The organism is Streptomyces griseoaurantiacus (genome assembly GCF_036189845.1).
In the GTDB taxonomy this organism is placed as follows: domain Bacteria; phylum Actinomycetota; class Actinomycetes; order Streptomycetales; family Streptomycetaceae; genus Streptomyces; species Streptomyces griseoaurantiacus.
Map to the genome: position 1 here is coordinate 5,887,501 of NZ_CP108326.1, position 25,818 is coordinate 5,913,318.

20 protein-coding genes are annotated in these 25,818 nt (G+C 73.6%); 12 read left to right on the forward strand and 8 right to left on the reverse strand.

Annotation, left to right across the window (positions count from 1 at the left end):
- The first annotated feature begins 79 nt into the window (after positions 1 to 79).
- The 3 genes from OHB09_RS26105 (at position 80) to OHB09_RS26115 (ending at position 3,739) form a co-directional block, all read left to right on the forward strand.
- On the forward strand, positions 80 to 1,213 hold the full coding sequence (locus OHB09_RS26105; RefSeq protein WP_328922621.1) for an aminopeptidase P family protein: 1,134 nt from the start codon (positions 80 to 82) through the stop codon (positions 1,211 to 1,213).
- A 70-nt stretch (positions 1,214 to 1,283) separates the two neighbouring features.
- The gene (locus OHB09_RS26110; RefSeq protein ID WP_328728211.1) at positions 1,284 to 2,228 is read left to right on the forward strand and encodes an aminoglycoside phosphotransferase family protein; all 945 of its coding nucleotides are present in this window, start codon (positions 1,284 to 1,286) and stop codon (positions 2,226 to 2,228) included.
- A 125-nt stretch (positions 2,229 to 2,353) separates the two neighbouring features.
- On the forward strand, positions 2,354 to 3,739 hold the full coding sequence (locus OHB09_RS26115; protein WP_407077352.1) for an APC family permease: 1,386 nt from the start codon (positions 2,354 to 2,356) through the stop codon (positions 3,737 to 3,739).
- 15 nt (positions 3,740 to 3,754) lie between these two features.
- Here OHB09_RS26115 and treZ read toward each other — a convergent pair whose 3' ends face one another.
- Positions 3,755 to 5,503 (reverse strand): malto-oligosyltrehalose trehalohydrolase, encoded by a 1,749-nt coding sequence (treZ, locus tag OHB09_RS26120; RefSeq protein ID WP_328922622.1) that lies wholly within the window; start codon positions 5,501 to 5,503, stop codon positions 3,755 to 3,757.
- A 192-nt stretch (positions 5,504 to 5,695) separates the two neighbouring features.
- Here treZ and OHB09_RS26125 point away from each other — a divergent pair, with 192 nt between their 5' ends.
- The 3 genes from OHB09_RS26125 to OHB09_RS26135 all read left to right on the forward strand — a co-directional run bounded on the left by OHB09_RS26125 (position 5,696) and on the right by OHB09_RS26135 (position 8,260).
- Positions 5,696 to 6,247: a DUF1707 and FHA domain-containing protein gene (locus tag OHB09_RS26125; protein ID WP_328922623.1), complete on the forward strand. Its 552-nt coding sequence runs from the start codon at positions 5,696 to 5,698 to the stop codon at positions 6,245 to 6,247.
- Positions 6,248 to 6,425: 178 nt separating this feature from the next.
- Positions 6,426 to 7,784, forward strand: coding sequence for a M14 family zinc carboxypeptidase (locus tag OHB09_RS26130; RefSeq protein WP_191890784.1), 1,359 nt, complete (start codon positions 6,426 to 6,428; stop codon positions 7,782 to 7,784).
- Positions 7,781 to 8,260: an SSI family serine proteinase inhibitor gene (locus OHB09_RS26135; protein WP_328922624.1), complete on the forward strand. Its 480-nt coding sequence runs from the start codon at positions 7,781 to 7,783 to the stop codon at positions 8,258 to 8,260. The genes OHB09_RS26130 and OHB09_RS26135 overlap by 4 nt, the downstream gene beginning before the upstream one ends.
- Positions 8,261 to 8,279: 19 nt before the next feature.
- Here OHB09_RS26135 and treY read toward each other — a convergent pair whose 3' ends face one another.
- Together treY and glgX are read right to left on the reverse strand one after the other, a co-directional pair.
- The gene (gene treY / locus OHB09_RS26140; RefSeq protein ID WP_328922625.1) at positions 8,280 to 10,625 is read right to left on the reverse strand and encodes a malto-oligosyltrehalose synthase; all 2,346 of its coding nucleotides are present in this window, start codon (positions 10,623 to 10,625) and stop codon (positions 8,280 to 8,282) included.
- Between the two features lie 93 nt (positions 10,626 to 10,718).
- Complete coding sequence (glgX, locus tag OHB09_RS26145) at positions 10,719 to 12,842, reverse strand: glycogen debranching protein GlgX (protein ID WP_040896518.1); 2,124 nt, start codon at positions 12,840 to 12,842, stop codon at positions 10,719 to 10,721.
- 191 nt (positions 12,843 to 13,033) lie between these two features.
- On the opposite strand from glgX, the gene OHB09_RS26150 reads away from it, so the two are divergent.
- The 4 genes from OHB09_RS26150 (at position 13,034) to OHB09_RS26165 (ending at position 17,504) form a co-directional block, all read left to right on the forward strand.
- Positions 13,034 to 13,849: a Tat pathway signal sequence domain protein gene (locus tag OHB09_RS26150; RefSeq protein ID WP_328922626.1), complete on the forward strand. Its 816-nt coding sequence runs from the start codon at positions 13,034 to 13,036 to the stop codon at positions 13,847 to 13,849.
- A 73-nt stretch (positions 13,850 to 13,922) separates the two neighbouring features.
- Positions 13,923 to 15,266, forward strand: coding sequence for a copper amine oxidase (locus OHB09_RS26155; RefSeq protein WP_006142858.1), 1,344 nt, complete (start codon positions 13,923 to 13,925; stop codon positions 15,264 to 15,266).
- A 104-nt stretch (positions 15,267 to 15,370) separates the two neighbouring features.
- The gene (locus tag OHB09_RS26160; protein WP_006142859.1) at positions 15,371 to 16,618 is read left to right on the forward strand and encodes an SAV2148 family HEPN domain-containing protein; all 1,248 of its coding nucleotides are present in this window, start codon (positions 15,371 to 15,373) and stop codon (positions 16,616 to 16,618) included.
- A 130-nt stretch (positions 16,619 to 16,748) separates the two neighbouring features.
- Complete coding sequence (locus OHB09_RS26165) at positions 16,749 to 17,504, forward strand: 3'-5' exonuclease (protein ID WP_006142860.1); 756 nt, start codon at positions 16,749 to 16,751, stop codon at positions 17,502 to 17,504.
- Positions 17,505 to 17,660: 156 nt separating this feature from the next.
- On the opposite strand, the gene OHB09_RS26170 is transcribed toward OHB09_RS26165, so the two are convergent.
- Positions 17,661 to 18,536, reverse strand: a complete 876-nt coding sequence (locus tag OHB09_RS26170) for a phosphotransferase enzyme family protein (RefSeq protein ID WP_191851968.1) — start codon at positions 18,534 to 18,536, stop codon at positions 17,661 to 17,663.
- 301 nt (positions 18,537 to 18,837) lie between these two features.
- Here OHB09_RS26170 and OHB09_RS26175 point away from each other — a divergent pair, with 301 nt between their 5' ends.
- On the forward strand, positions 18,838 to 20,133 hold the full coding sequence (locus tag OHB09_RS26175) for a CDP-alcohol phosphatidyltransferase family protein (protein WP_328922627.1): 1,296 nt from the start codon (positions 18,838 to 18,840) through the stop codon (positions 20,131 to 20,133).
- A gap of 102 nt (positions 20,134 to 20,235) precedes the next feature.
- Here OHB09_RS26175 and OHB09_RS26180 read toward each other — a convergent pair whose 3' ends face one another.
- Positions 20,236 to 22,515, reverse strand: a complete 2,280-nt coding sequence (locus tag OHB09_RS26180) for an MMPL family transporter (RefSeq protein WP_234526650.1) — start codon at positions 22,513 to 22,515, stop codon at positions 20,236 to 20,238.
- A 224-nt stretch (positions 22,516 to 22,739) separates the two neighbouring features.
- Here OHB09_RS26180 and OHB09_RS26185 point away from each other — a divergent pair, with 224 nt between their 5' ends.
- Entirely contained in the window at positions 22,740 to 23,285 is a 546-nt protein-coding gene (locus OHB09_RS26185) for a DUF1697 domain-containing protein (protein ID WP_328922628.1), read from the forward strand.
- Positions 23,286 to 23,328: 43 nt separating this feature from the next.
- Here the strand turns inward: OHB09_RS26185 and OHB09_RS26190 are convergent, their stop codons facing one another.
- The 3 genes from OHB09_RS26190 to OHB09_RS26200 are packed head-to-tail and all read right to left on the reverse strand — an operon-like array spanning position 23,329 to position 25,772.
- On the reverse strand, positions 23,329 to 24,069 hold the full coding sequence (locus OHB09_RS26190; RefSeq protein WP_167794673.1) for a sirohydrochlorin chelatase: 741 nt from the start codon (positions 24,067 to 24,069) through the stop codon (positions 23,329 to 23,331).
- Between the two features lie 4 nt (positions 24,070 to 24,073).
- Positions 24,074 to 24,997 carry an ABC transporter permease gene (locus OHB09_RS26195; RefSeq protein ID WP_093594440.1) on the reverse strand — a complete coding sequence of 308 codons (924 nt, stop codon included), beginning with the start codon at positions 24,995 to 24,997 and terminating at the stop codon, positions 24,074 to 24,076.
- Positions 24,984 to 25,772: an ABC transporter ATP-binding protein gene (locus OHB09_RS26200; RefSeq protein ID WP_006142868.1), complete on the reverse strand. Its 789-nt coding sequence runs from the start codon at positions 25,770 to 25,772 to the stop codon at positions 24,984 to 24,986. The genes OHB09_RS26195 and OHB09_RS26200 overlap by 14 nt, the downstream gene beginning before the upstream one ends.
- Between the last annotated feature and the right edge of the window lie 46 nt (positions 25,773 to 25,818).

The following is a 25,818-nucleotide window of genomic DNA, read 5'->3' on the forward strand; positions in this document are numbered from 1 at the left end:
CGCCGGGCGGTCATGGGCAATCCGCTCGCATCCGTCCCCGCCGGGAGGCAGGATGGCGGGAGTGGACCTTGGAGGCAGCATGGCCCTCGCCACGGGGAGTGACCCCGCGCCCTTCACCGCCGCCGACTACGCGGCCCGGATGCGCCGCGCCGCGCGGGCCGCCGAGGAGGCCGGGCTCGACGCACTGCTGATCGCCCCCGGCCCCGACCTGCTGTGGCTGACCGGCTACCGCCCGGTCGAGACCGAACGGCTCACCCTGCTCGTACTGCGCGCCGGCCGGGAGCCCGTGCTGGTCGTGCCGACCCTGGAGGCCCCCGACGCGGCCGCCTCCGCCGGAGCAGGCGCCCTCACCCTGCGCGACTGGACCGACGGCCAGGACCCGTACGAGGCCGCCGGCTCCCTCCTCGCCCCCGCCGGCCGCTTCGGGATCAGCGACAACGCCTGGGCGATGCACCTCCTCGGCCTGCACAGGCGCCACCCCGAGGCGCGGCACCTCGGGCTCGGCGAAGCCCTGCCGATGCTCCGCGCCGTCAAGGACGCCGCCGAGCTGGAGCGCCTCGCGGCCGCGGGCGCCGCCGCCGACGCCGCCTTCGAGGAGATCCGCGCCCTGCCCTTCGCCGGGCGCCGGGAGAAGGAGGTCGCCGCCGACCTCGACACCCTGCTGCGGCGCCACGGCCACTCCCAGGTCGACTTCACCATCGTCGGCTCCGGCCCCAACGGGGCCAATCCGCACCACGAGGCCGGGGAGCGCGTCATCGAACGGGGCGACATGGTCGTCCTCGACTTCGGCGGCCTCAAGCACGGCTACGGCTCGGACACCACCCGCACCGTCCACGTCGGCGAGCCCACCGAGGAGGAGCGCCGCGTCCACGACCTCGTCCGGCAGGCCCAGGAGGCCGGATTCCGGGCGGTGCGCCCAGGGGCCGCCTGCCAGGACGTGGACCGGGCGGCCCGCGAGGTCATCGACGCGGCCGGCTACGGCGAGTACTTCATCCACCGCACCGGACACGGCATCGGCGTCACCACGCACGAGCCGCCCTACATGATCGAGGGCGAGGAGCAGCCCCTCGTCCCCGGCATGTGCTTCTCCGTCGAACCCGGCATCTACCTGCCCGGACGCTTCGGCGTGCGGATCGAGGACATCGTGACGGTCACCGAGGACGGCGGCCGGCGCCTGAACCGCACCGAACGGGAGATGGTGCTCGTCGAGTGACCCGCGCGGCACGGCGGCCGCCCGGCCACCGGCAGGAAGCCCGAACCACCGAGACGACGGCGCGACGACCATGACCCAGGCACCCACCCCGACGGCGGAGGACGTACGCCGGCTCGTCGGCTCCCTGTTCAAGGAGACGTCCGACGGGGCGGCACCCGGGGTGCCCGAGGTGCGGCTCGCCGCCGAGGACGCCGGGGGCACACTCTGGTGGGTCGGCACCCGGCACGTGCTGCGGCTGGCCTCCGACCGCGACAGCAGCACTCGGTGCCGCCGCGAACTGCGGCTGCGCGACCTGGTCCGGCCGCACCTGCCGCTCGCCGTGCCCGCCGGCGTCGCCCACGGCGAGTGGAGCCCCGGCCGCGCCTACACCCTCGACACCCGGCCGCCCGGCGCGAGCGCCGAGGACCGGAGCGTCTCCGCCCTCGGGGAGGCCGACCTGGCCGCCCTCCTCCGCGGACTGCGCGAGGTCCCCGTACGGCAGGCCGAGACGCTCGGCGTGCCGCGCCGCGCGCCGCGCTCCCTGGACGCCCTGCGCCGATCCGCGGGCGATGCCGCCCGGCGCCTCGGCGAGGCCGACGAGTTCGACCCGGCCCGGCTCGCCGCGTTCACGGCCACCGCCGCCGCGCAACTCGCCGCTCAGCCGGGGACGGCCGTCCTCGTGCACCACGGCCTCACCGGCGCCCACCTGGTGATCGGCGAGGACGGCAGGGTGCGCGGGGTGCTCGGCTGGGGCGAGGCCGTGACCGGCGACCCGGCCGAGGACATCGCCGGGCTGGCCCGCGCGGTCGGCGCCCCCGCCGCCGTGCGCGCCGCGACCCTGGCCGGCTACGGACCCAGGCCCTGCCTGCGCGGCCTGTGGCTGGCCCGCTGCGATGCCCTGCTCCACCTCGCCGCCCGCCTCGACGCCCCCACCGGCGAGGACCCGCGCCCGCTCCGCCACCGCCTGCGCCGCGCCTGGGAACCGATCCTCCTGGAGCGCGTCACGGACCTGCGGGGAGAGGCGGGAGAGCTGTAGCGGACCGGCGGGCCCGCGGCGCGGCCGTGCGGCGGACGCTCGCCGGGCCGCGCCGGCGCTGGGCCGTCCCGGCGCACGTCACGCCCGTCCCGTCTGTCACCGCGCTCCAGGGGTAGCCGACACGGGTGACTACTCCACCCGCACCGACGTCCGCCGGTTCCCCCCGGAACGGCGCCCCGCCGCCGGACGGCACCACCCCGCTCAAGAAGGCGCTCACCACCCCCCTGCTGTACTTCTTCATCCTCGGAGACGTGCTGGGCGCCGGCGTCTACGTCCTCATCGGCCAGATCGCCGCGGAGTCGGGTGGCGCCGTGTGGGTGCCCCTCCTCCTCGCGCTGCTGCTCTCGCTGCTCACGGCCGCCTCGTACGCCGAGCTCAGCACGAAGTACCCCCGGGCCGGCGGCGCCTCCCACTACACGACCCTCGCCTACGGGCCTTTCACCGGCTTCCTCGCGGGCTTCTGCATGCTCGCCGCGGGCGTCGTGTCCGTGGCCGCGCTGGCCCGGGGCTTCGCCGGCGACTACCTGGCCGCCTTCGTCAGCCTCCCCGTCGTCGCGGTGGCGGCCGTCTTCCTGATCCTCCTCGCCCTGCTGAACGCCCGCGGCATCAGCGAGTCCACCCGGGCCAACGTGGCGGCGACCCTCGTCGAGGTGGGCGGCCTGGTCCTCGTCGTCGGGCTCGGCGTCTGGCTCTTCCTGCGCGGTGACGGCGACGCCGGCCGGCTCGTCCACCTGGGCACCTCCGACAAGGGTGCGGCCGCAGGTGTCCTCGGCGGAACCGTGCTCGCCTACTACTCCTTCGTCGGCTTCGAGACCTCGGTCAACGTCGCCGAGGAGACCCGGGACCCGCGCCGCTCCTACCCCCGCGCCCTCTTCGGCGCCCTCGTGACGGCCGGGGCGGTCTACGTCCTCGTGGGCCTCGTCGCCTCGGCCGCCGTGCCCACCGCGCGGCTGGCCGGCTCCAGCGGCCCGCTGCTCGAAGTGGTGCGGGAGGCGGGCGGGGTGCCGCCCAAGGTGTTCAGCGCCATCGCCCTCGTGGCCGTCGCCAACGGCGCGCTGCTCACCGGCATCATGAGCTCCCGGCTGGCCTACGGCATGGCGAGGGACGGCCTCCTGCCCCGCTTCCTGACCCGGGTCCTCCCCGGGCGGCGCACCCCGTGGGCCGCGATCGCCGCCACGACCCTCCTGGCCTTCCTGCTGGCGCTGACGGGCGACGTGGCGACCCTCGCCTCCACCCTCGTGCTGCTGCTCCTCGTGGTGTTCTTCCTGGTGAACACGGCCGTCCTCGTCCAGCGGCGGGACCGGACGACGCGGCCGCACTTCCGCGCGTACACCGTCGTCCCCGTCCTGGGCGCCGCCTCCTGCGTGGCGCTGGCGACCCAGGTCGACGGCGAGGTCTGGCTGCGCGGGCTGATCGTCCTCGCGGTCGGTGTGGTCCTGGGCGCCGTCGCCACCGTGCACCGGCGCCGCACCGCCGCCGAGCCGGCCGGAAAGCGCCGGGACGGGGAGTGAATCGGGACCCCGTCCCTACTCGCGCAGCAGGACGACGGCGGACTCGCCCGGCAGCGACAGCGCCCCGTCCGCGTCCGGCGCGGGCACCGGCTCCCACGCCGCCAGCACCCGCGCCCCGCGCAGGCCGAGGGGGACGCGGGCCGGCTTCTCGCCGAGGTTGACCGCCACCCGGACGTCCCCGCGGCGGAAGGCCAGCCAGCGCGCGCCCTCGTCGAAGGTCACCTTCACGTCGGCGAGATCGGGGTTGGTCAGGTCCGGCTGGGCGTGCCGCAGGGCGATCAGCTCCCGGTACCAGGCCAGCACGCGCGCGTGCGGCGCGCGCTCCGGCTCCGACCAGTCCAGGCAGGAGCGGTCCCGGGTGGCGTGGTCCTGCGGGTCGGGGACGTCCTCCTCGGCCCAGCCGTGCGCCGCGAACTCCCGCCGCCGCCCGTTGCGCACCGCCTCGGCGAGCTCCGGGTCGGTGTGGTCGGTGAAGAACTGCCAGGGCGTGCCCGCCGCCCACTCCTCACCCATGAACAGCATCGGCGTGAACGGGGCGGTCAGCATCAGCGCCGCCGCGCAGGCCAGCAGCCCGGGGGAGAGGGAGGCGGCGAGCCGGTCGCCCTGCGCGCGGTTGCCGACCTGGTCGTGGGTCTGCGTGTAGCCCAGCAGCCGGTGCGCCGAGGTCCGGGTGCGGTCCAGCGGACGGCCGTGGGAACGGCCCCGGAACGTCGAGTAGGTGCCGTCGTGGAAGAAGCCGTGGCCGAGGGTCTTGGCGAGCGCGGCGAGCGGGGCGCGGGCGAAGTCCTCGTAGTAGCCCTGGCCCTCGCCGGTCAGGGCGGTGTGCAGGGCGTGGTGGAAATCGTCGTTCCACTGGGCGTGCAGTCCGAGGCCGCCCTGCGCGCGCGGCGTGATCAGCCGGGGGTCGGCCAGGTCGGACTCGGCGATCAGGAACAGCGGCCGTCCCAGCTCGGCGGCGAGCGCGTCGACGGCGGCGGACAACTCCTCCAGGAAGTGCAGGGCGCGGGTGTCGTGCAGCGCGTGCACGGCGTCCAGGCGCAGCCCGTCCAGCCGGTAGTCGCGCAGCCAGGCCAGCGCGCTGCCGAGCAGATAGGCGCGCACCTCGTCGGAGCCGGGCGCGTCCAGGTTGACGGCGACGCCCCAGGGGGTGTGGTGGGTGTCGGTGAAGTACGGGCCGAACACGGGCAGGTAGTTGCCGGAGGGGCCCAGGTGGTTGTGGACCACGTCCAGGACCACGCCGAGGCCCAGCTCGTGCGCCCGGTCGACGAACCGCTTGAGCGCCTCGGGGCCGCCGTAGGGCTCGTGCACGGCCCACAGCGAGACCCCCTCGTAGCCCCAGCCGTGCCGGCCGGGGAAGGGGCACAGCGGCATCAACTCAACGTGCGTGACGCCGAGTTCCACCAGGTGCTCCAGCCGGTCGGCGGCCGCGTCCAGCGTGCCCTGGGGGGTGTACGTGCCCACGTGCAGCTCGTACAGGACCGCGCCCGGCAGCCCGCGGCCCGGCCAGGGGGCACGCCACTCGTACCGCTCCTGGTCGACCACCGCGCTCGGCCCGTCGGGGCCGTCGGGCTGGCGGCGCGAACGGGGATCGGGCAGCACCGGGCCGCCGTCCAGGGCGAACCCGTACCGTGCGCCCTCGCCCGCCGGTGCCTCGGCACGCCACCATCCGGCGCGACGCGGATCGGGCTCCATCGCGTGCGTGGCGCCCTCGCAGTGGAGCGTCACCCGGTCCTCGGCCTGCGGTGCCCACACCTCGAACTGCACGGACGTCTCCCCCTCGTCTGTCGTTCGTCCCGCTTCGCCTGTCTGTGACGTGATCCGTCCATGGTGCGTCACACTCGATCAATCCTCTCCGGAAGCGACCCTTTTGACACGCCGGAGGACGCCGTCGGGGGCGGCGGCACCGGCGCAGGGGTTCGCTGGACACCCCGGCGCCCCTGCCCGACAATCACCCGTGTGACGTCGTCCTTCGAGTTCCCCACGTACCCCGCGAGGCTGTCGGACGCCGACCGTGACCGGGCACTGAAGGTGCTCCGTGACGGCGTCGTCCTCGGCCGCATCTCGCACGACACCTTCATCCGGCGCATGGACCTGGCGCTCACCGCGCGCGTCCCCGAGGAACTGGCCGCGCTCACCGCGGACCTGCCGGCGCGCAGGCCCCTGTCCCGGCTCGTGTACGGCAGCGTCGAGGCGCTGTCCGGCTTCACGGTCAAGCTGCGCCGCGCCTGGCTCTCCGAACGCCTGCCGAAGCTGCCGCTGCCCCGGCCCGAGCGGACGTACCCGCTCCGCATAGGGCGGGACCCGGCCAGCGGGCTGCGCCTGAGCCACGAATCCGTCTCCCGCGTCCACGCCGAACTCACCCGGCAGGGCGGCCTCTGGGTCCTGCGCGACCTCGGCTCCACCAACGGCACCTCCGTCAACGGCCGCCGCGTCATCGGCACGGCGGTGGTCCGCGACGGCGACCTGGTCACCTTCGGCACGATGATGTTCCGCCTGGCCTCGGAATAGGGCCCGCCGTCCGGACCGTGTCGCGGGGGACCGGGCGGTGCCGGGGAAACCGTGGGGCGCGGCCCCGTTGACGCGGACGCCGGTAGTGACTGAATGTAGAGGCCCGCTGCACAACACGTGAACCGACGGAGCCACCCCGCGGAGGTGTGCCCTGCCCACGCTCCTCCGCTATCCGACCGTGGACGACCTCGCTCTCCACGCCGCCGCCCTCGCCGCCCGCCACCCCGGCGCCGCCCGTCTCCGTCACGCCGGGACCTCCCGGGCGGGCACCCCCCTCTGGCTCCTCTCCGTGGGCCACGGCTCCCGGCACGCCCTCGTCGTGGCCGGCCCGCACGCCAACGAGCCCGTGGGCGGCGCCACCGCCCTCCGCCTCGCCGAGCGGCTCCTCGCCGGCCCCCCACCGAGCGAGGAGGAGGCCGACATCACGTGGAACTTCCTCCTCTGCCTCGATCCGGACGGCGCCCGGCGCAACGAGGGCTGGCTGTCGGGCCCGTACACCCTCGGGCACTACTTCCGGCACTTCTTCCGCCCCGGCTTCACCGAGCAGCCCGAGTGGCTCCCCGACGGCGCCGACCGCGCCGCCCTGCCCGAGACCCGCACCCTGCTCGCCCTCCAGGACGAGCTGCGCCCCTTCTTCCATTGCTCGCTGCACGGCGTCGACGTCGGCGGCGGCTTCGTCGAGCTCACCCGCGACCTGCCCGGCCTCGCCCAGCGGGTCGCGCACACCGCCGCCCGCCTCGGCGTCCCGCGCGAACTGGGCCCCTACGACACCCTGTACTGGCCCAGTCTCGGCCCCGCCGTCTACCGCATCCCGCCCCCGCGCCGGGGCGACCTCGCCGCCGCCATCACGGAGGCGGCCGTCGAGTCGACCTGGTACCACCCGCACCGCTACGGCACGGTCACCGCCGTGGTCGAGGCGCCCATGTGGGGCGTTCCCGCGGTGGGGGACGGCTCTCCCGCCGCCGATCCGGAAACGTTTCTGCGCACCGTGGCCCGCACCCTGCGCCACGACACCCGGCTCCTCGACGGCCTCCTCGCCCGGCTCCGCCCCCGGCTGGCCGGCGTCCTCGACGCCGAGCGGCTGCTCGCCCCGGTGGACGACTATTTACTGGTCAGCCCCGGCCTGGCCGACTCCTGGGACCCCGATGTGCACGATCCGGCCGCCCGGCCCCTCCCGGCCTGCGACACCGCCCACCTGACCGCGCTCGGCATCTCCGGACGCCGGGTCGCCCTGCGCACCGCCGGACTGCTGCACCGCCTCGCGACCGCCGCAGGACCGGCGACGGCCGAGCTGGTGCCGCGCCTGGACGCGCTGATCGACGGCTGGTGCACGGACTACCGCGAGCACTACGGGGCGCGCTGGATACCCGTCGCCCGCCAGGTGGAGTACCAGTCGCGCGTGGTCCTCGCCGCCTGCCGGCTGGCCGCGCGGCGGCCGCCGAGGCCGACGCCGCCGCCACGCCCCGAGGAGGGGCGGCCCCGATCGGGTGAGCCGGAGTGGGGGGCGGGAACCGCCGTGCCGATGCACAGGGAATGACGCACACCACCACCGCACTCCGCACGGCCCTGCTCGCCGCCCTCACCCTGCTGGCCGCGTCCCCGGCCCCGGCCCACGCACTCCCCGGGCGGCACGCCCCGGGCAACCACCTCTACCTGACGGTGACCCGCGGCACCGGGGCGGACGCGGCCGGCGGCACCCTGCTGCTGTGCGACCCGCCCCGGGGCCACGCGCGGGCCGACCGGGCCTGCGCCGAGCTCGACGCGGCCGGCGGCGACCTGGACCGCCTCCCGGGCCGGGACACCTACTGCCCGATGGTCCACGCCCCGGTCACCGCGAGGGCCCGCGGCCTCTGGGAGGGCCACCGGGTGGCGTACACGCGCACCTTCCCCAACCGCTGTGTGCTCGGCGCCCGCACGGGTGCCGTGTTCGCGTTCTCCGAGGACGGCCCGAGCGGCCCGGACGGTCCGGACCGCCCGGGGCCGGACGCCCGCCCGCTCCCGGGCCGGCGCTGAGGCGCGGGGCGCGCACCGCTCACTCCTCCCCGGCGCGTTCGAGCAGCGCCACCGGCAGCGGCGAGAACAGCTCGTCCACCCGCACCCGGCCCTCGAACCGTCGCTCCGGGGCGAACAGGTCGCTCCAGCGGCCCGGCGGCAGCGTCAGCGCCGTCTCCCGCCAGCCGCCCGCCCCGGCGAGCCGCAGCGAGAGCCGGGTGACGGCGGTGAGCACCCGCCCGGAGCGGGTGAACGCCAGGCAGTGCTCCGCGCCCGGCCCCTCGGCGTACAGCGGGGCGTACGTGGCCGCCGCGCCGAACAGCTCGGGGCGCCGGGCGCGAAGCCGCAGCGCGACCGCGGTCACCGCCTGCTTGGCCGAGGCGCCCTCCTGCGGGGCGAACGGCGCCCGGTTGTCCGGGTCGACGAGCGCCCGGTACTCGCCCTCGGTGCCCTGGTAGAGGTCCGGCACGCCCGGCATCGTCAGATGGGTCAGGGCGGCCCCGAGGACGTTGGCCCGGATGTGCGGGGCCAGTTCGGCCCGCAGGTCCGTCACATGCCGCCCGGCGGGCCCGCAGGGACCCTCGGCCACGAACGCCGCGACCTTCTCCTCGTAGTCGGCGTCCTGCTCGGTCCAGGAGGTGTGCAGCTTCGCCTCCCGCGCGTGCTTGAGCAGCGCCTCCCGCAGCCGGTCCGCGTCCGGGACGCCGAGCCCCAGCAGGGTCTGCCAGGCCGCCCAGGCCAGGGCGCCGTCGGGCGCCTCGGGGGCCTGGCCGGCGGCCTCGGCCAGCACCCCGGCCCAGCGCTCCGGGCACTCTGTGAGCACGGCGATCGCCGCCCGCACGTCGGCGCTGCGCTTGGTGTCGTGGGTGGACAGCGCGGTCCCGGTGAGCGGCCAGTCGCTCTGCAGGCGGGTGCAGTAGGCGTGGAAGTCGCCGGGGGAGAGCGCGGGCGTGCCCGGGTCGCCGCCCACCTCGTTCGCCGAGAGCAGCGGCACGTACCGGTAGAACGCGGTGTCCTCCAGCGACTTGGCGCGCAGCGCGGAGGCGGTCTGCGCGAAGCGGACGCGGAACTCCTCGTGCCCCGGCCCGTCCCCGGCCCGCCCCAGCGCCAGGTCCCGCACGACGCTCACCGCGTGCGCCTCCTCGGGCACCCGGAAGACGGCGCGGGCCTCGGCGGCGGCCTCCTCGGTGACGACCTCCTCGGCGTCGGTGGACCCGTAGGGCCGGTAGACCTCCATGCGGACCAGCAGCTCCCGCAGCGCGGTGCGCAGCGCCCAGGGGGCGTGGTCGCGCAGCGCGGGGTCGGGCGAGCCGGCGCACACGCGGGCGGCGACCCGGGTGAGCCGGTCCATCTCGGTGGCCAGTTCGTGGTCGAGGGTCTCGTGGGCGGCCCGGCGCGCGGTGGCGGCCCAGTCGCCCCCGGCGTCCGGCTCCGGGGCGGCGAAGGAGCGGTAGCGCGCCAGCAGGTCCCGGGCGCCGCCGGGGTCGGTCAGGACGCCGTCGACCCGGCGCAGCGCGTCGTAGCCGGTGGTCCCGGCCACCGGCCAGGCGGGCGGGAGCACCTCGCGGTCGGCGAGGATCTTCTCCACGACGGTCCAGCGGCCGCCGCTCGCCTCGTCCAGCCGGCGCAGATATCCGTCGGGGTCGGCGAGGCCGTCCGGGTGGTCGACGCGCAGTCCGTGGAGGACGCCCTCGTCGAGCAGCCGCAGCACGGTGGCGTGCGTGGCCTCGAAGACCTCGGGGTCCTCCACGCGGACGCCGATGAGGTCGGAGATGCTGAAGAACCTGCGGTAGTTCAGCTCGGTGCGGGCCAGCCGCCACCAGGCGGGGCGGTACCACTGGGCGTCGATCAGGCGCGGCAGCGGCAGACCCGCGGTGCCCTCGCGGAGCGGGAGGACGTGGTCGTAGTAGCGCAGGACGTCGCCGTCGACGGTGAAGTGGTCGATCTCGGCGCCGAGGGGATGACCGAGCACGGGCAGCAGCAGCCGGCCGCCCTGCGCCTCCCAGTCGATGTCGAACCACCGGGCGTACGGCGACTCGGGGCCCTCGCGCAGCACCTCCCACAGGGGGCGGTTGTGCCGCGGGGACATCGCCATGTGGTTGGGGACGATGTCCACGATCAGGCCCAGGCCGTGCTCGCGCGCCGTCGCCGACAGCGCGCGCAGCCCCGCCTCGCCGCCGAGTTCCTCCCGCACGCGGGAGTGGTCGACGACGTCGTAGCCGTGGAGGGAGCCGGGCACCGCCTCGAGGACGGGGGAGACGTGCAGGTGGGAGACGCCGAGCGGGGCGAGGTAGGGGACGGCGGCCTCGGCGGCGGCGAACGGGAACCCCGGCTGCAGTTGCAGGCGGTAGGTGGCCGTGGGCGGCAGGGGGCGCTCAGGTGTCATGGGGACGTACGTACCCGCGATGCGGGCTTTTGTGTCTGCGGCAGGCGGGTGGGGCGGCGGGCCCGTCCGGCCCCGCCGCCCCCGGCCCCTCCCTCAGGGCGCGCGGTGCAGCACCGTCATGCTGCGGTCCGTCAGGGTCAGGCGGTCGCCCTTCTTGAGCTTCGGGGGCTTGGCGTCCTCGCCCGCGAGGACGCCCTCGGGGCGGGCCGTGTCCACCACGACCGTCCACTCGCCGCCCTGGCCCACCGGGACCTCGAACTCCAACGGCTCGTGGTACGCGTTGAACATCAGCAGGAACGAGTCGTCCTGGATGCGTTCCCCGCGCGGTCCCGGTTCGGAGATCGCGTCGCCGTTGAGGAACACGGTCAGGGCGCTGGCCTGCGCGGAGTCCCAGTCCTGCTGGGTCATCTCGGCGCCCTCGGGGGTGAACCAGGCGATGTCCGAGAGCTCGTCGTGGGTGCCCTCCACGGGGCGGCCGTGGAAGAAGCGGCGGCGGCGCAGGACCGGGTGGTCCCGGCGCAGCCACACCATCGCCCGGGTGAACTCCAGCAGGTCGTTCTTCTCGCCGGGTTCCGGCCAGTCCACCCAGGACAGCTCGTTGTCCTGGCAGTAGGCGTTGTTGTTGCCCTGCTGGGTGCGGGCCAGCTCGTCGCCGTGGCTGAGCATGGGCACCCCCTGGGAGAGCATCAGGGTGGCGATGAAGTTGCGCATCTGCCGGCCGCGCAGGGCCAGCACGTCCGGGTCGTCGGTCTCGCCCTCGGCGCCGCAGTTCCAGGACCGGTTGTGGCTCTCGCCGTCCCGGTTGTCCTCGCCGTTGTCCTCGTTGTGCTTGTCGTTGTAGGCGACCAGGTCGTGCAGGGTGAAGCCGTCGTGGCAGGTGACGAAGTTGATCGAGGCGAGCGGGCGGCGGCCGTCGTCCTGGTAGAGGTCGGAGGAGCCGGTGAGCCGGGAGGCGAACTCGGCGAGCGCCCGCGGCTCTCCCCGCCACAGGTCCCGCACGGTGTCCCGGTACTTGCCGTTCCACTCCGTCCACAGCGGCGGGAAGTTCCCCACCTGGTAGCCGCCCTCGCCGACGTCCCACGGCTCGGCGATCAGCTTCACCTGGGAGACCACCGGGTCCTGCTGGACCAGGTCGAAGAAGGAGGACAGCCGGTCCACCTCGTGGAACTGCCGGGCCAGGGTCGCCGCGAGGTCGAAGCGGAAGCCGTCCACGTGCATGTCGGTGACCCAGTAGCGCAGCGAGTCCATGATCAGCTGCAGGACGTGCGGGGACCGCATGAGCAGCGAGTTCCCGGTCCCGGTGGTGTCCATGTAGTACTGCGGGTCCTCGGTGAGCCGGTAGTACGAGGGGTTGTCGATGCCCTTGAAGGAGAGCGTCGGGCCGAGGTGGTTGCCCTCGGCGGTGTGGTTGTAGACGACGTCGAGGATGACCTCGATGCCCGCCTCGTGCAGCGCCCGGACGGCGGACTTGAACTCCAGCACCTGCTGGCCGCGGTCGCCCCAGGAGGCGTAGGCGTTGTGCGGGGCGAAGAAGCCGATGGTGTTGTAGCCCCAGTAGTTGTTGAGGCCCATGTCGACCAGACGGTGATCGTTCACGAACTGGTGTACGGGCATCAGCTCCAGCGCCGTGACGCCCAGTTCCGTCAGGTGTTCGATGATCGCGGGGTGGGCGAGCGCCGCGTAGGTGCCGCGCAGCTCCTCCGGCAGCCCGGGGTGGCGCATCGTCAGGCCCTTCACGTGGGCCTCGTAGATCACCGTGCCGTGGTAGCCGTGCCGGGGCGGGCGGTCGTCCCCCCAGTCGAAGTAGGGGTTGACCACGACCGAGGTCATCGTGTGCGGGGCCGAGTCCAGGTCGTTGCGCCGGCCGGGGTCGTCGAAGTGGTAGCCGTACACCTCCTCGCCCCAGTCGACCGCCCCGCTGATCGCACGGGCGTACGGGTCGAGCAGCAGCTTCGCCGAGTTGCAGCGCTGCCCGCGCTCGGGGGCGTAGGGACCGTGCACGCGGTAGCCGTACCGCTGCCCCGGCATGATGCCGGGCAGATAGGCGTGCCGGACGAAGGCGTCGGTCTCGCGCATCTCCACCGCCGTCTCGGAGCCGTCGTCGTGCAGCAGGCACAGCTCGATCCGGTGGGCGGCCTCCGAGAAGACCGCGAAGTTGGTACCGGCGCCGTCGTACGTGGCACCGAGGGGATATGCCTCTCCAGGCCAGACCTGCATGGACACATCTCTTCCAGTAGTTCCGAACCCCGAGGGGCGACGACAGGTCGAGTTTCCCCGAAAAGGGGGAACCACCCATGACTTATGTCCCTCTTACCCGGCGACCAGTGCGTACGCCGCCTATGGAGTACGCCGAACCAGTGGGGAATCAAGACTGTCTTCCCGGACCTCCGGGGGAGCAGGGGGAAAACGTGCGCAGAAAAGTGCACCGCCATCTGGGGAAGGTGGTGGCGGGCGCGGCCATCGCCGTGGCGGGGACGGCGGCGATGCTGGCCGTCACACTGCCCGGATCGGCGGGAGCGTCCGGAAACGGGAACGGGAACGGTGCCGCGAGCGGCTCACCGGCCCGGGCGGGCGCGGCCGGTGACGCCGCGGCGGTGCCGCCCGGCGTCGTCGAGGCGCCGCCCGCCGCGGGGAAGGAGGGCGTCGGCAGCGACCCGCTCACCGAGGACGAGACCGCCAGGGTGGTGAAGATCGCCTCCAACCCGCAGGCCCTCGCCCGCACCGAGAACGTCGAGGGCGACAAGGGGCCCGAGGAGCTGAGCGTGACGCTCGCCGAGCCGGAGGAGAACGAGCTCGACTCCACCTCGGCGCCGCGCCGCGCGGACGTCACGTACTACGACTACAAGGACGACGCGCTCGTCACGAGGACCGTCAACCTCGACACCGGCAAGGTCGAGTCCACCGGCACCCAGCACGGCGTCCAGCCGCCGCTCAGCCACGACGAGACGGTGGAGGCGGCCCAGCTGCTCATCGCCGACCCGCTCGGCGCCGGACTCAGGGCGGACTTCAAGGACGCCACCGGCAAGGCGCTGACCTCGCCGGACCAGCTCAAGCTGGACAGCATGGTCTACCGCGCCGCGCCCGGAGCCCAGCCGGCGGCGCTCGACAAGTGCGGCGAACACCGCTGTGTGCGGCTCTTCCCGAAGGTGAAGAACGGCCCGTGGATCGACAGCCGCGATCTGATCATCGACCTCAGCGTCCGCAGGGTCGGCAAGCTGCACTGACCGGGGCCGCACGGCACCCGGTCCTTCCGCTTCCTCTCCTTCTTTCCTGCGCACGGCAAGGAGCCCTTTCAGCATGCCTGTGAACAGAATCAGCGGTGCCCGCAAACGCGCCGCGGTCGGCCTGTCGGCGCTGGCCCTCGCGGCCGGCGTGACCTCGGCGGCCGGACCCGCCTCCGCGCAGCCCGCCGCGCGGCCCGGGGCCGCCCCGGCGGCGGCCGAGCCCGACTGCAGCGCCGCCTACCGGATCGAACAGAAGCTCTCCACCGGGACCACCTGGCGGATGTGCTGGAGCTACGAGGCCGAGGCCGGACTCGTCCTCTCCGACGTCTCCTACCAGCCCCCCGGCGAGAGCGCGCCCATCAAGGTGCTCTCCACCGCCAAGCTCGCCCAGATCCACGTCCCCTACGACGACGGTTCGGTCGAGTACAGCGACCTCACCGGCGCCGGCTTCGGCCAGGGCCTGCTGGAGATGGCGCCCGGGGAGTGCCCCGGCGGCACCATCAAGACCGTCAAGGTGCCCGAGGCCTGGGACCCCTCGCGGGAGAACGTCAAGGGCCTGTGCACCACCACCCGCGCCCGCGGCCACGCCTACCGGATGCAGTCCGACACCGGGAACAAGGTGTTCCAGCAGCAGGGCAAGGACCTGCTCGTCTACACCGTCAACCAGACCGGCTGGTACGAGTACATCACCGAGTGGCGCTTCCAGGACGACGGCACCATCCACATGAACGTCGGCGCCACCGGCACCCTCGCGCCCGGCGACTACAACGCCACCGACAACCACGGCTGGCCGCTCGGCAAGGGCGCCCGCGCCTACGCCACCAGCCACAGCCACAACGTCTTCTGGCGGCTCAACTTCGCCCTCGACGGCTCCTCCAAGGCCAAGGTCGAGCAGTACGACTCCAAGGTCACCGCGCCCGCCAACGGCAACGAGGCCCCCACCAACAGCACCACGCGCACCAAGGTCACCAAGGAACTCGCCGGTGACGCCAAGACCATGCGCTGGTGGCGGGTGGTCAGCGAGAGCGGCAAGAACAAGGACCAGCACGCGCGCAGCTACGAGATCGTCCCCGGTACCAGCGCCAAGTACTCGGGGCGCGGCTACACCAAGCACGACGTCTACTTCACCCAGTACAAGAAGTGCGAGCAGTTCGCGAGCGACAACCTGCGCAACTGCGGCTCCGGCGGGGGCAAGTCGGTCGACAAGTGGGTCAACGGCGAGACCCTCAAGCACCCGATCGTCTGGGTCAACGTCGGCTTCCACCACGTCGCCCGTGACGAGGACCAGCAGCCCATGCCGGTGCACTGGCAGGGCTTCTCCCTCGCCCCGCGCGACGTGACGGCCATGAACCCGCTCACGCCGGCCGAACTCGCCGACCAGAACGGCGATTACGACGGTTCCGGCAGCGGTCGCTGAGAAACGAACCCTGTCCATCCGGCTGCACCGCCCACCCCTCCCGGAGTACCCTTCCTTGATCGTTGAGACGGGTTGTCCACGGGGGAACGGAAGGCGGTGCAGGGGTGGGCTCGGGAGGGCTGGAGTTGCCTCCTGGTGACGAGGGTCACGAGGAACGGGGTGGCAGCTCCGCGGACGTCCCACCCGGCGCGGTGTCGCTGGCCCGGCCGATGGAGCGCGGCTCCATCGGCCCGGAGCTGGACTGGAACGCCGACGCCTGGCACGAGGTGCGCACCCGCGCCCAGCGGGCGGGCCGGGCGTACATCTGGCTGAACCTGGTCGAACAGCGGCTGCGGGCGGTCGTGGCCGCCGTGCTGCGCCCGATCTACGAACCGGTCCACGGCGAGGACTGGGTCGTCGCCGCGGCCGGTCCGGCCGGGCAGGAGTGGGTGCAACGGGCGGTCGCCGTACGGGAGGTGAGCCGCCGCAAGGGCTATCTGCTCGACCCGGCCGACGACAACGTGCTCAGCTTCCTCACCCTGCCCCAGCTCCGCGAGCTGATGGTGCAGCACTGGCCGTGCTTCGAGCCCTACATGGACGAGCGCCGCGACGTCGAACTCGCCCTGGACGAGCTGGAGGTGACGCGCAACGTCGTCTCCCGCAACCGGGCCCTGTCCGAGGCCGTGCTCGCCCAGGCCGAACGGGCCTCCGCCCGGCTCCTGGAGATACTCGGCGCGGGCAGCGACGTGCCCTCCGCCCGCCGGCTGCCCGTCGACGCGGTCGAGGACCTCGTCGGCGACCGGTACGCCGACGTGGTCGCCGTCCACCCCGACCGGGTGCGGCTGCTGCGCCAGTTCCCCGCCGAGGACATCTTCGGCTCCGCCCGCCGGCTGGACGCCGTCGGCATCGGGCTCAACCTGCTGGTGCAGAACTTCTCCGGCCGGCGGCTGGTCCGGCTCGCCGAGTCCGGTTCCCGGGTGCGGCTGCTGTTCCTCAACCCCGCCTCCAGCGCGGTCAAGCGCCGCGAACGCGAACTGGGGATGAAGCGGGGCGAACTGGGGCGCTCGGTGGAGATGAACATCCTGCACATGCGGCGCGTGCGCTCCCGGCTGCGCGACCCCGACGCCTTCCAGATCCAGGTCTACGACGACACGCCCCGCTTCTCCGCCTACCTCGTCGACGGCGACGGCTCGGACGGGATAGCGGTGGTGCAGTCGTATCTGCGGGGGGCCCGGGGCATGGAGACCCCGGTCATGGTGCTGCGCGGCGCCGGCCGGGTCGTGAAGGCGGACGACGTGATGGACGCCGGGCTCTTCCCCACCTACCGGGAGGAGTTCGAGGCGTCCTGGGCGGATTCGCGCCCGGTGTCCTGAAGTGCCCGCGAAGGGCGGGTCCGTGGCGTTCCGGCGGGGCCGGTAAGCGGAATCCCGTGTTCGGGTTGTCAGTGGCGCATGCGAGGGTGAAGACCACTGGGGGAACGCACCACCACGAAGGGGGACCGTCATGGCCTGGCACCGGGAGCTGCTGGTCGGCTTCGATCTGGAGACGACGGGCACGGATCCGTACGAGGCGCGCATCGTCACCGGCGCGGTGATCGAGGTCAGGGACGGGGAGCCGCTGGGGCACCGGCAATGGCTGGCCGACCCGGGCGTGGAGATCCCCGAGGACGCCATCGCGGTGCACGGCATCACCAACGAACGCGCGACGGCCGAGGGCACCCCGCCGGACCGCGTGGCCGAGTCGATCGCCGAGGTCCTGACCGGCTACTGGCGCGCGGGCGTCCCGGTCGTCGCCTACAACGCCGCGTTCGACCTCACCCTGCTCGGCGCGGAACTGCGGCGCCACGGGCTGCCCTCGCTGCGCGAGCGGCTGGACGGCGCCGACCCGGCGCCGGTCGTCGACCCCTACACGATCGACCGCCGGGTGGACCGCTACCGGCGTGGCAAGCGGAACCTGGAGGCGGTCTGCGGGGAGTACGGCGTCGTACTCGGCACCGCGCACGACGCGACGGCGGACGCCGTGGCCGCGGCGCGGCTGACGAGGGCGATAGCCGAGCGCCACCCGAAGATCGCGGCCCTCGCCCCGGCGGAACTGCACGCCCGCCAGATCGAGTGGTACGCGGACTGGGCGGCGGACTTCCAGGCGTTCCTGCGCCGCAAGGGCGGGGAGGACGCGGTGGTGGACGGCCGGTGGCCCCTGCGGGAGCCGGCGGGCGAGACGGTGGCGCCCGGTGCCGCGGGTGCGTCGGGTGCCCCGTGAGGCGCGCGGGAGCGTGCGCGGTGCGCGGCGGCGTCGCGGAAACGTGAGAAAAGCCACAGGTCTCCTCCCGTCGGCATACACCCGGCCCGGCGTCCTCCGCCCTCTCGCTCCCGGTGCTCCCGGTGCGCTGTGTCCCTCTGCCGGCCGTCCCGTCCGTCAGAACGGGAACCAGCGCACCTCCGGGTCGCCCTCGCGCAGCGAGCGCACGCGGCGCTCGAACTCGGCACGGGCGGCCTCGTCGGCCGGGGCGTGCTGCGCCACCCACGCGCAGCTCGCGGTCTCGCGTGCCCCGCGCAGCACCGCGCACCCCTCCCACTCCCGCACGTCCCACCCGTACTCCCGGGTGAACTCCTCGTACGCCTGCGCGCCGAGCCCGTACCGGTCGCGCGAGAGGGCCATCACCACCAGGTCGTGCTCCCGCAGATCGGAGGAGAAGGTCTCCAGGTCCACCAGGACCGGGCCGTCCGGGCCCACGTGCACATTGCGCGGCAGCGCGTCCCCGTGGATCGGCCCCGGCGGCAGATGCGGGACGAGCGCGGCCGCGGCCGTCGCGAAGCCGTCCCGGCGCTCACGCAGGAACGCCGCGTCCGCCGGGTCGACCGCGTCCCCGGCGAGCCGCAGCCACCGCTCCACCCCGCCCAGCAACTCTCGCCGCGGCAGGGCGAACCCGGGCTCGGGCAGGGCGTGCACCCGCCGCAGCAGCGCGGCGAGGTCCCGCGGCCCGGCCGGGCGGACCGCCTCCGGCAGCCGGTGCCACACCGTCACCGGATGCCCCCCGACCAGCAGGGCCTCGGGCAGGGCCGCCCGCACCGCGGGAACGCCCGCCCCGGCCAGCCACTCGGCGAGGGCCACCTCGCGGCGGGCCCGCGCGGGCAGGTCCGGGTCGTCCCGGCCGACCTTGACCACCAGGTCGCCGGCGGCGAACACCGCGTTCTCGCCGAGGGCGAGGAGCCTCGCCCCGCGGGCCGCCCGGCCCGCGCCGGGCAGCACGTCCGCCTCGGCAAGTACCTCGCGTGCCCGGGCCTCGTCCATCGTCCGCCTCCGCCTTCCGTGATCGTTCGCGCGCGTCGGAAAGTGTCGCACTCGCGGCGGCCGAGGGGATTTCGCGGGGGAGGGTTCCGTGTCTTCGGTGAAAGACCGGCGGACTTCACATCACGGTCGGGTCACTTGATAACGCTCGGATAACGCGGGGCTCGCCTGGCATGGCCATCGACCCTTCTCGTACCTTGGACCGTTACCCCCCACAGAAGGTTGTGCTCCCCGGATCTTGCTCTCTTGGTAAGAGCCTTCTTAACGTGGAATGAACTCCAATCGAAAGCCAGGGAGTTGGCCCATGCCATCGAAACACCGGGACGTGCCCGACCTCGCCGAGGTGCGCCGTCTCGTTCAGAAGAAGCGCGACGCGTGGTGGACCGTCCTCCTCGTCGACCCGGTCGCCACGCCCCTTGTGCGCCTGGTCGCGAAACGGACGCGCATCACGCCGAATCAGATCACCTGGGGTGCGCTGCTGCTCGGACTCGTCGCGGCGGGCTGCTTCTGGCAGGGGGACTGGCAGTGGCTGATCATCGGCGCCGTCGTCTACCACGTCAGCTTCATCCTGGACTGCATGGACGGCAAGGTCGCCCGGCTCACCGGCCAGGGTTCGGTCTTCGGCGCCTGGCTCGACTACATCTTCGACCGGGTCCGCGTCATGGCCTGTGCCGTCGCCCTGATGGCCGGCCAGTACCACCGCACCGATGACACGCTGTACATCTGGCTCGCGGCCGTGGTGATCTTCCTCGACGGGCTGAGGTACCTCAACTCGCTCGAGATATTCAAGACCCGCCACAGCATGCGCAAGCAGATCAAGGCCCGCCTGCGCGCGGCCCGGCGTGCCGAGAACGCCTCCCAGGTCGCCTTCATGGAGGACCTGCTGCGGGACAACCCGTCCGCGGACATCGAGCAGGACCTGCGCCGCGCCGCCGAGGAGGGCACCCGTGCCCTGACCGCCGAGGACGGCGGGCTGCTGTCCGAGGCGCAGGGCGCCGCGCTGCTGGCCGAGGCCGAGGTGCAGGAGAGCGAGCCGCGCACGACCACCGGCTCCTCCGTTCCGGCCGCCGCCACCGGCAAGGACACCGTGGGCGCGCACATCCCCGCGCCGCGCAGCGCCGAGGCCCCCGCCGCCGAGGGCGACCCGACCGCCGAGGGCACCTCCCAGGAGGGCGCCGAGAACGCCGAATCGGCCGAGGGCACGCCGCGCAACGCGCGGGTCATCGACCTGCACCAGGAGTTCCGTCACCGCTTCCCCGCGTACCTGCGTTTCCGCTCCTTCCTGCTGCGGCACCGCATCCGTACGCACCTCATCAGCGGCATCGAGTTCCAGATGGGCGTCTTCATCGTCGGCCCGCTGATCGACGCGGTCATCCCGACCACGATCGTCGCCGGCGCGCTGCTGCTGGTCTTCGAGCTCGCCATCGTCTACAAGCTGCTGCTGTCGACGCGCGACTTCGCCCGCACCATCGACTCCTTCGACCGTGAGGCGGCGGCCCGCGAGGCCGCCGCCGAGGAGGCCGCGGCCCTCGGGCTGCCCGTCCCCGGTCAGGAGAGCGCGGACGCGACGGCGCAGGGCGCGGCCGCCCGCGGCGTCTGAGCCGCACCGCACGACGGCTGGGCCCACGAGGGCGGGGGCCGGGGTGGACATCCACCCCGGCCCCCGCCCTTCGTCGGTCCCCGGCCCCGGTTCCTCAGAACCTCAGACCCTCACCGTCTCGCCCTCCACGGTCACCGGCCGCGCCGGCGCCACCGGCTCCGGCTCCGGCTCGTCGTGGGTCAGGTCGGGCAGCCGGCGCAGCCACTTCGGGAAGTACCAGTTGCGCTCGCCCAGCAGGGCCATCACCGCCGGGAGCAGCACGCCCCGGATGACGGTCGCGTCGATCAGCACCGCCGCCGCCAGGCCCACGCCCATCTGCTTCATGGACTGCATCGACAGTGTGCCGAAGATGGCGAACACGGCGACCATGATGACCGCGGCGCTGGTGACGACGCCCGCCGTGGTGACCACGCCGTGCTCGATCGCCTCCGTCGTGGTGCGGCCGCGCAGCCGCGCCTCGCGGATCCGTGAGACCACGAACACGTGGTAGTCCATGCTCAGTCCGAACAGGATGACGAAGAGGAACAGCGGCAGCCAGGTGATGATGGCGCCCACGCCCTCCGCGCCCACCAGGGACGCGCCCCAGCCGTGCTGGAAGACGGCGACGAGGATGCCGTACGCGGCGCCCACCGAGAGCAGGTTGAGCAGGATGGAGGTGATCGCGACCGTGAGCGAGCGGAAGGACAGCAGCATCAGCACGAAGGCGAACACCACCACGAAGGCGAACACCGGGACGACGGCTCCGGCGAGCTGGTCGTTGAAGTCCTTCGAGCCCGCGACCTCACCGGTGATCGGCGCCCGCACGCCGTCGACCTTGCCGAGCGTGGCCGGCCGCACCTTCTCGCGCAGGGTCTCCAGGCTCTCGCCCGCCTTGTCCAGGTCGGAGCCGCCGACCAGCGGCACGTAGACGAGGGCCAGGTTCTTCGCCTCGTTCACCTTGACCTCGACCGGGCCGCGCGAGGCGCCCGAACTCACCGCCTGCTTCCGGAAGTCCTCGAGGGCGGCCCGCACCTCGGGGGCGTTGATGTCCTTCGCGTCGACGACCACCTCGGCGGGGCCGGAGCCGCCCGGGAAGGCGTCGTTGACCCGGTCGTACGTGGCGACGATGGGCAGCGAGTCGCCGAACTCCTGGTCCAGCGTGAGGTTCTGCGTCTTCATGCCGAGCGCGGGCGCGGCGATCGCCAGCAGCGCGCCGGCGGCGAGGACGAGGGAGACGGCCGGCTTGGCCAGTACCACCCGCAGCACCGCGCTCCAGAACCGCGAACCCTCGTGTGTGCTGCGGTTGCGGCGCTCCGCCCGGCGCCGCCTCGCCTCGGGGCTGAGGAAGGGGACGCGCCCCTTCTCCACCCGCTCGCCCAGCAGGGAGAGCAGCGCGGGCAGTACGGTGACGGACCCGACCATGGCGACCGCCACCACCATCAGCGAGGCCAGCCCCATCGCCTTGAACTCGGCGATGCCGGTGAACAGCATGCCCGCCATCGCCACGCACACCGTGATGCCGGAGACCACGATCGCGCGGCCGCTGGTCGCGGCGGCTATCCGCAGCGCGGTCCCGGCGTCCCGGCCCGCCAGCCGCTCCTCGCGCTCCCGGCGCAGGTAGAACAGGCAGTAGTCGACGCCGACGGCCAGGCCGACCAGCAGCATGACCGAGTTGGCGGTGTCGCTCATCGGCACGAGATGACTGACGACGCCCATGAGCCCCATCGTCGCGACGATCGCGGTGATCGACAGCAGCACCGGCAGCAGTGCCGCGACCAGCGCGCCGAAGGCGATCAGCAGGATGCCGAGGGCCACGGGGACGGCGGAGAGCTCCGCCTGCTGGAAGTCGCTGCCGAAGGCGTCGTCGAAGGTCTTCTGGATGCTCGCCCCGCCGACCTCCTCGATCCGCAGCGAGGAGTGCTCCTTCTGCACCTCCGCGACCGCGTCCAGCACCGGCTCGACGCGCTCGCCCGCGGTGTCCGCCTCGCCCCGCATGTCGAACTGGACGAGCGCGCTGCGGCCGTCCTTCGAGAGGGTCCCGGTGTCGTAGGGCGAGGACACGTCCGTCACCCTGCCGGTGCCCTCGACGGCCTTGACGACGGCGGTCACCGCGTCCCGGAAGGCCGGGTCGGTGGCCTTCGTCCCCCCGCCCTTCGCCTGGACCAGGACGGACTCGCTCGCCGGCTCGTCCACGCCGGCGTCCTCGAGGATCTTCGCGGCGGTGTGCGTCTCACCGCTGAGCTGCTCGCTCTCCTTGACGTCGACCCGGCCCGCCACGGACCCCAGTCCCATCGCCACGACGACGAACAGCACCCAGATGCCGACGGCGGCCCATCGGTGCCGAGCGCTCCAGCCGCCGGCGCGGGCGGCGATGCCGCGCACCCGCGTGTTGCCTCTTCCCATGACGGGCCAGCCCCCTTGTGCGTGGTGGGGCTGCCTGCCCTCACCTGATGCTTCGAAGGTATGTGCTGGAGATGAGCGTCTCTTCGTACTGTCCGGTGAACCCCTGCCGCCTCCCCTCCGTCCTGCGGACCCCACCGCCCTCCGCCCGGGGATGGAGCCTGGCCCCTACACCTAAGGGTTTCCTGGGGGGCCGGGCTCAGGGTCGGCAGCCCTAGGGTGGGCGCATGACGACGTACGCCGCGCTGCTGCGCGGGATCAATGTGGGTGGCAACAACAGGGTGCCGATGGCGGACCTGCGCGCACTGATGGCCGAGGCGGGGTACGGGGACGTCCGCACGTATCTGCAGAGCGGCCAGGCCGTGTTCACCGCGGAGCGGGGTGACGAGGAGAGTCTGGCCGGGGAGCTCACAGCGGCACTGGAGAAGCGGTTCGGCCTCGCCGTGGACGTCCTCGTCCGCGACCATGCCTATCTGCGGGCGGTACGGGAGGCCTGCCCGTTCCCCGCCGACCGGCTCGAAGGGAAGCAACTGCACGCCACGTTCTTCTCGGGCCCCGTCGACGAGGAGCGCTTCGCGTCGGTGGACCGGGGGGCCTTCGGCCCGGAGGAGTTCCGGCTCGGCGACCGGGTCCTCTACCTGTACGCGCCGGACGGGCTCGGGCGCTCGAAGCTGGCGGCGGCGCTGTCCTCGCGGAGGGTGCTGGCCGGGATCGTCGCGACGACCCGCAACTGGAACACGGTGCGCAAGCTGGAGGAACTCACGGCCGGCTGACCCGGCACCGGTCCGGCGGACCCGGCGGGCGGGTCCGGGGCGCTCAGGCCCCGAGGGCCGACAGGCGGGGGAGCCCCGCCTCGTCGTAGCGCCGCAGCAGCGTCAGGGCGACCTCGCGCGAGGGGCCGAGGACGCCGGCCAGGACGTCCGCCTCCGCCGCGCCCCGCACGATCCGGTCCGGGAGCCGGCCGGGCGCCAGGACGTACGGCGCGACGGCCACCCGCCGGCACCCCGCCGCCCGCAGCTCCCGCACCGCGTCCTCGGTGCGCGGCAAGGCCGCGGAGGCGAACGCAGGCCGCACGGCGCACCAACCGGTGTGCCGCCACTCCCGCGCGATGTCTGCGATCACTGCGATCGCCTCCGGGTCACTGGACCCCGCCGAGGCCAGCACGACCCCGGTCGAGGACTTGTCGGCGGGGTCGAGCCCCGCCTCGTACAGCCGCCGCTCGAGGCCCGCGAGCAGCAGCGGCGAGGGTCCCAGCACCTCCGCCTGCCGGATCCGCAGCCCGGGCGGCGCCTGCCGCAGCACGGCCGGGATGTCGGACTTGGCGTGGAAGGCCCGGGTGAGCAGCAGCGGCAGCGCCACCACGTCCCGTACGCCCTCGGCCGCCAGCGACTCCAGCACGCCCCGTACCGAGGGCACGTTGAAGTCCAGGAACCCGGTCTCCACGCGCAGCCCGGGCCGCAGCGCGCGCACCCGCCGCACCAGGGCGTGCACGGTCGCGGCGTGCCGCGGATCGCGGCTGCCGTGGGCGATGACCAGGAGGACCGGGCCGCTGTGCATGGGATCAGCTCCTCACCATCAGGCCGCGGCTGCGCAGGACCCACCGCTCCAGCGGACTGAAGATCAGCAGGTCGATGGCGATGCCGACGACCAGGATGAGCAGGATGGCCTCGAACACCATCGACATGTCGCTGGCGTTGCGGCCGTTCTCCAGGAGCTGGCCGAGCCCGACGCCGAGGTCGGGGAAGGAGGCGATGATCTCCGCGGCCATCAGCGAGCGCCAGGAGAACGCCCACCCCTGCTTCAGGCCCGCCACGTATCCCGGCAGTGCCGCCGGGAGCACGATGTGCCAGGTGCCCTTCAGCCCCGTCGCGCCCATGGTGCGGCCGGCCCGCAGGAACAGCGGGGGCACCTGGTCCACCCCGGAGACCAGCCCGTTGGCGATGGAGGGCACCGCGCCGAGCAGGATCACCGCGTACATCATCGAGTTGTCCAGGCCCAGCCAGATCACGGCCGGCGGCACCCAGGCCACCGAGGGCAGCGACTGCAGACCGGACAGGATCGGGCCGATGGCCGCCCGCACGAACTTCACCCGGGCCACGAGCAGCCCCAGCGGGGTGCCGAGGGCGAGGGCGAAGAGGAAACCGAGCAGACCGCGCGAGACGCTGGTCCAGATGTAGCCGAGCAGATCGCCCCGGAGCCAGGCCTCGTGGACCTCGTCCCACACCGCCGAGGGCGAGGGCAGCTTCGAGGGGTCGTCGACCACCTTGAAGGAGATCAGCGCCTGCCAGACGACCAGGATGAGCGCGACGGCGACGACCGGCGGCAGCACCTTGTCGATCAGGGTCCGCCGCAGCGGCGGGCGGCCGGAGGCGGTGGACTCCAGCGCGTCCAGGCCGGCCTCGACCCCGGCCAGCTCGTCCCCGGCCCCCGCGGGTCCGGGCGCGATGCCCCCGGTGGGGCCCGTGCTCGTCTCAGTGCTGGCCATGGCGGCGGATCTCCCCACGCAGGACTTCGGTGATCTCGACGGACAGTTCGGCCACGGGCGCGTCCTCGATGCGGCGCGGCTGCGGTATGTCCACCGTCCACTCCCGGGCCACCCGGCCCGGACGGGAGGACAGCAGCACGACCCGCTGGGCGAGCCGCACCGCCTCGCGCACGTTGTGCGTGACGAACAGGACGGAGACGCCCGTCTCGGCCCAGATCCGGGTCAGTTCGTCGTGCAGCACGTCGCGGGTGATGGCGTCGAGCGCGGCGAACGGCTCGTCCATCAGCAGCAGCCGGCTGTCCTGGGCGAGCGCGCGGGCCAGCGCCACCCGCTGCCGCATGCCGCCGGACAGCTCGTGCACCCGCTTGCCGTACGCCCCCTTCAGCCGCACGAGCGCGAGCAGTTCCTCGGTCCGGGCACGGCGGTCCGCCTTGGGCACCCCGCGCAGCCGCAGGGCCAGTTCGATGTTCTTCCCGGCCGTCAGCCAGGGGAACAGGGCGTGCTCCTGGAACATCAGCGCCGGGCGGCCGTCGGTCGTGATGCCGCCCGAGGACGGGGCGTCCAGCCCCGCCACCAGGTTGAGCAGGGTGGACTTGCCGCAGCCCGACGCCCCCAGGAGGGTGACGAACTCGCCCGGTGCGACATCGAGACTGATGTCGTCCAGGACGAGCTGCGCTCCGGCGGGTCCGGCGAAGGACTTCGAGACGTGCTCGATGCGGGCGGCGTGCCGCACCGCCTCGTCATCGGCGGCCTTGGCGAGCGTGGTCGTGGCCATGGTCGTCACCTCCTGGGAACGGTCGGGATGCGTGCTCAGTCGCGGA

Excerpts from the sequence above, each read along its gene's own strand:
- OHB09_RS26175 (WP_328922627.1), top strand. The coding sequence starts at position 18,838 with ATGCCATCGAAACACCGGGACGTGCCCGACCTCGCCGAGGTGCGCCGT.
- OHB09_RS26190 (WP_167794673.1), bottom strand. The coding sequence starts at position 24,069 with ATGCACAGCGGCCCGGTCCTCCTGGTCATCGCCCACGGCAGCCGCGAT.
- OHB09_RS26135 (WP_328922624.1), top strand. The coding sequence starts at position 7,781 with ATGACGCACACCACCACCGCACTCCGCACGGCCCTGCTCGCCGCCCTC.
- OHB09_RS26185 (WP_328922628.1), top strand. The coding sequence starts at position 22,740 with ATGACGACGTACGCCGCGCTGCTGCGCGGGATCAATGTGGGTGGCAAC.
- glgX (WP_040896518.1), bottom strand. The coding sequence starts at position 12,842 with ATGCAGGTCTGGCCTGGAGAGGCATATCCCCTCGGTGCCACGTACGAC.
- treY (WP_328922625.1), bottom strand. The coding sequence starts at position 10,625 with ATGACACCTGAGCGCCCCCTGCCGCCCACGGCCACCTACCGCCTGCAA.
- OHB09_RS26200 (WP_006142868.1), bottom strand. The coding sequence starts at position 25,772 with ATGGCCACGACCACGCTCGCCAAGGCCGCCGATGACGAGGCGGTGCGG.
- OHB09_RS26165 (WP_006142860.1), top strand. The coding sequence starts at position 16,749 with ATGGCCTGGCACCGGGAGCTGCTGGTCGGCTTCGATCTGGAGACGACG.
- OHB09_RS26110 (WP_328728211.1), top strand. The coding sequence starts at position 1,284 with ATGACCCAGGCACCCACCCCGACGGCGGAGGACGTACGCCGGCTCGTC.
- OHB09_RS26155 (WP_006142858.1), top strand. The coding sequence starts at position 13,923 with ATGCCTGTGAACAGAATCAGCGGTGCCCGCAAACGCGCCGCGGTCGGC.
- OHB09_RS26170 (WP_191851968.1), bottom strand. The coding sequence starts at position 18,536 with ATGGACGAGGCCCGGGCACGCGAGGTACTTGCCGAGGCGGACGTGCTG.
- OHB09_RS26195 (WP_093594440.1), bottom strand. The coding sequence starts at position 24,997 with ATGGCCAGCACTGAGACGAGCACGGGCCCCACCGGGGGCATCGCGCCC.
- OHB09_RS26180 (WP_234526650.1), bottom strand. The coding sequence starts at position 22,515 with ATGGGAAGAGGCAACACGCGGGTGCGCGGCATCGCCGCCCGCGCCGGC.
- OHB09_RS26105 (WP_328922621.1), top strand. The coding sequence starts at position 80 with ATGGCCCTCGCCACGGGGAGTGACCCCGCGCCCTTCACCGCCGCCGAC.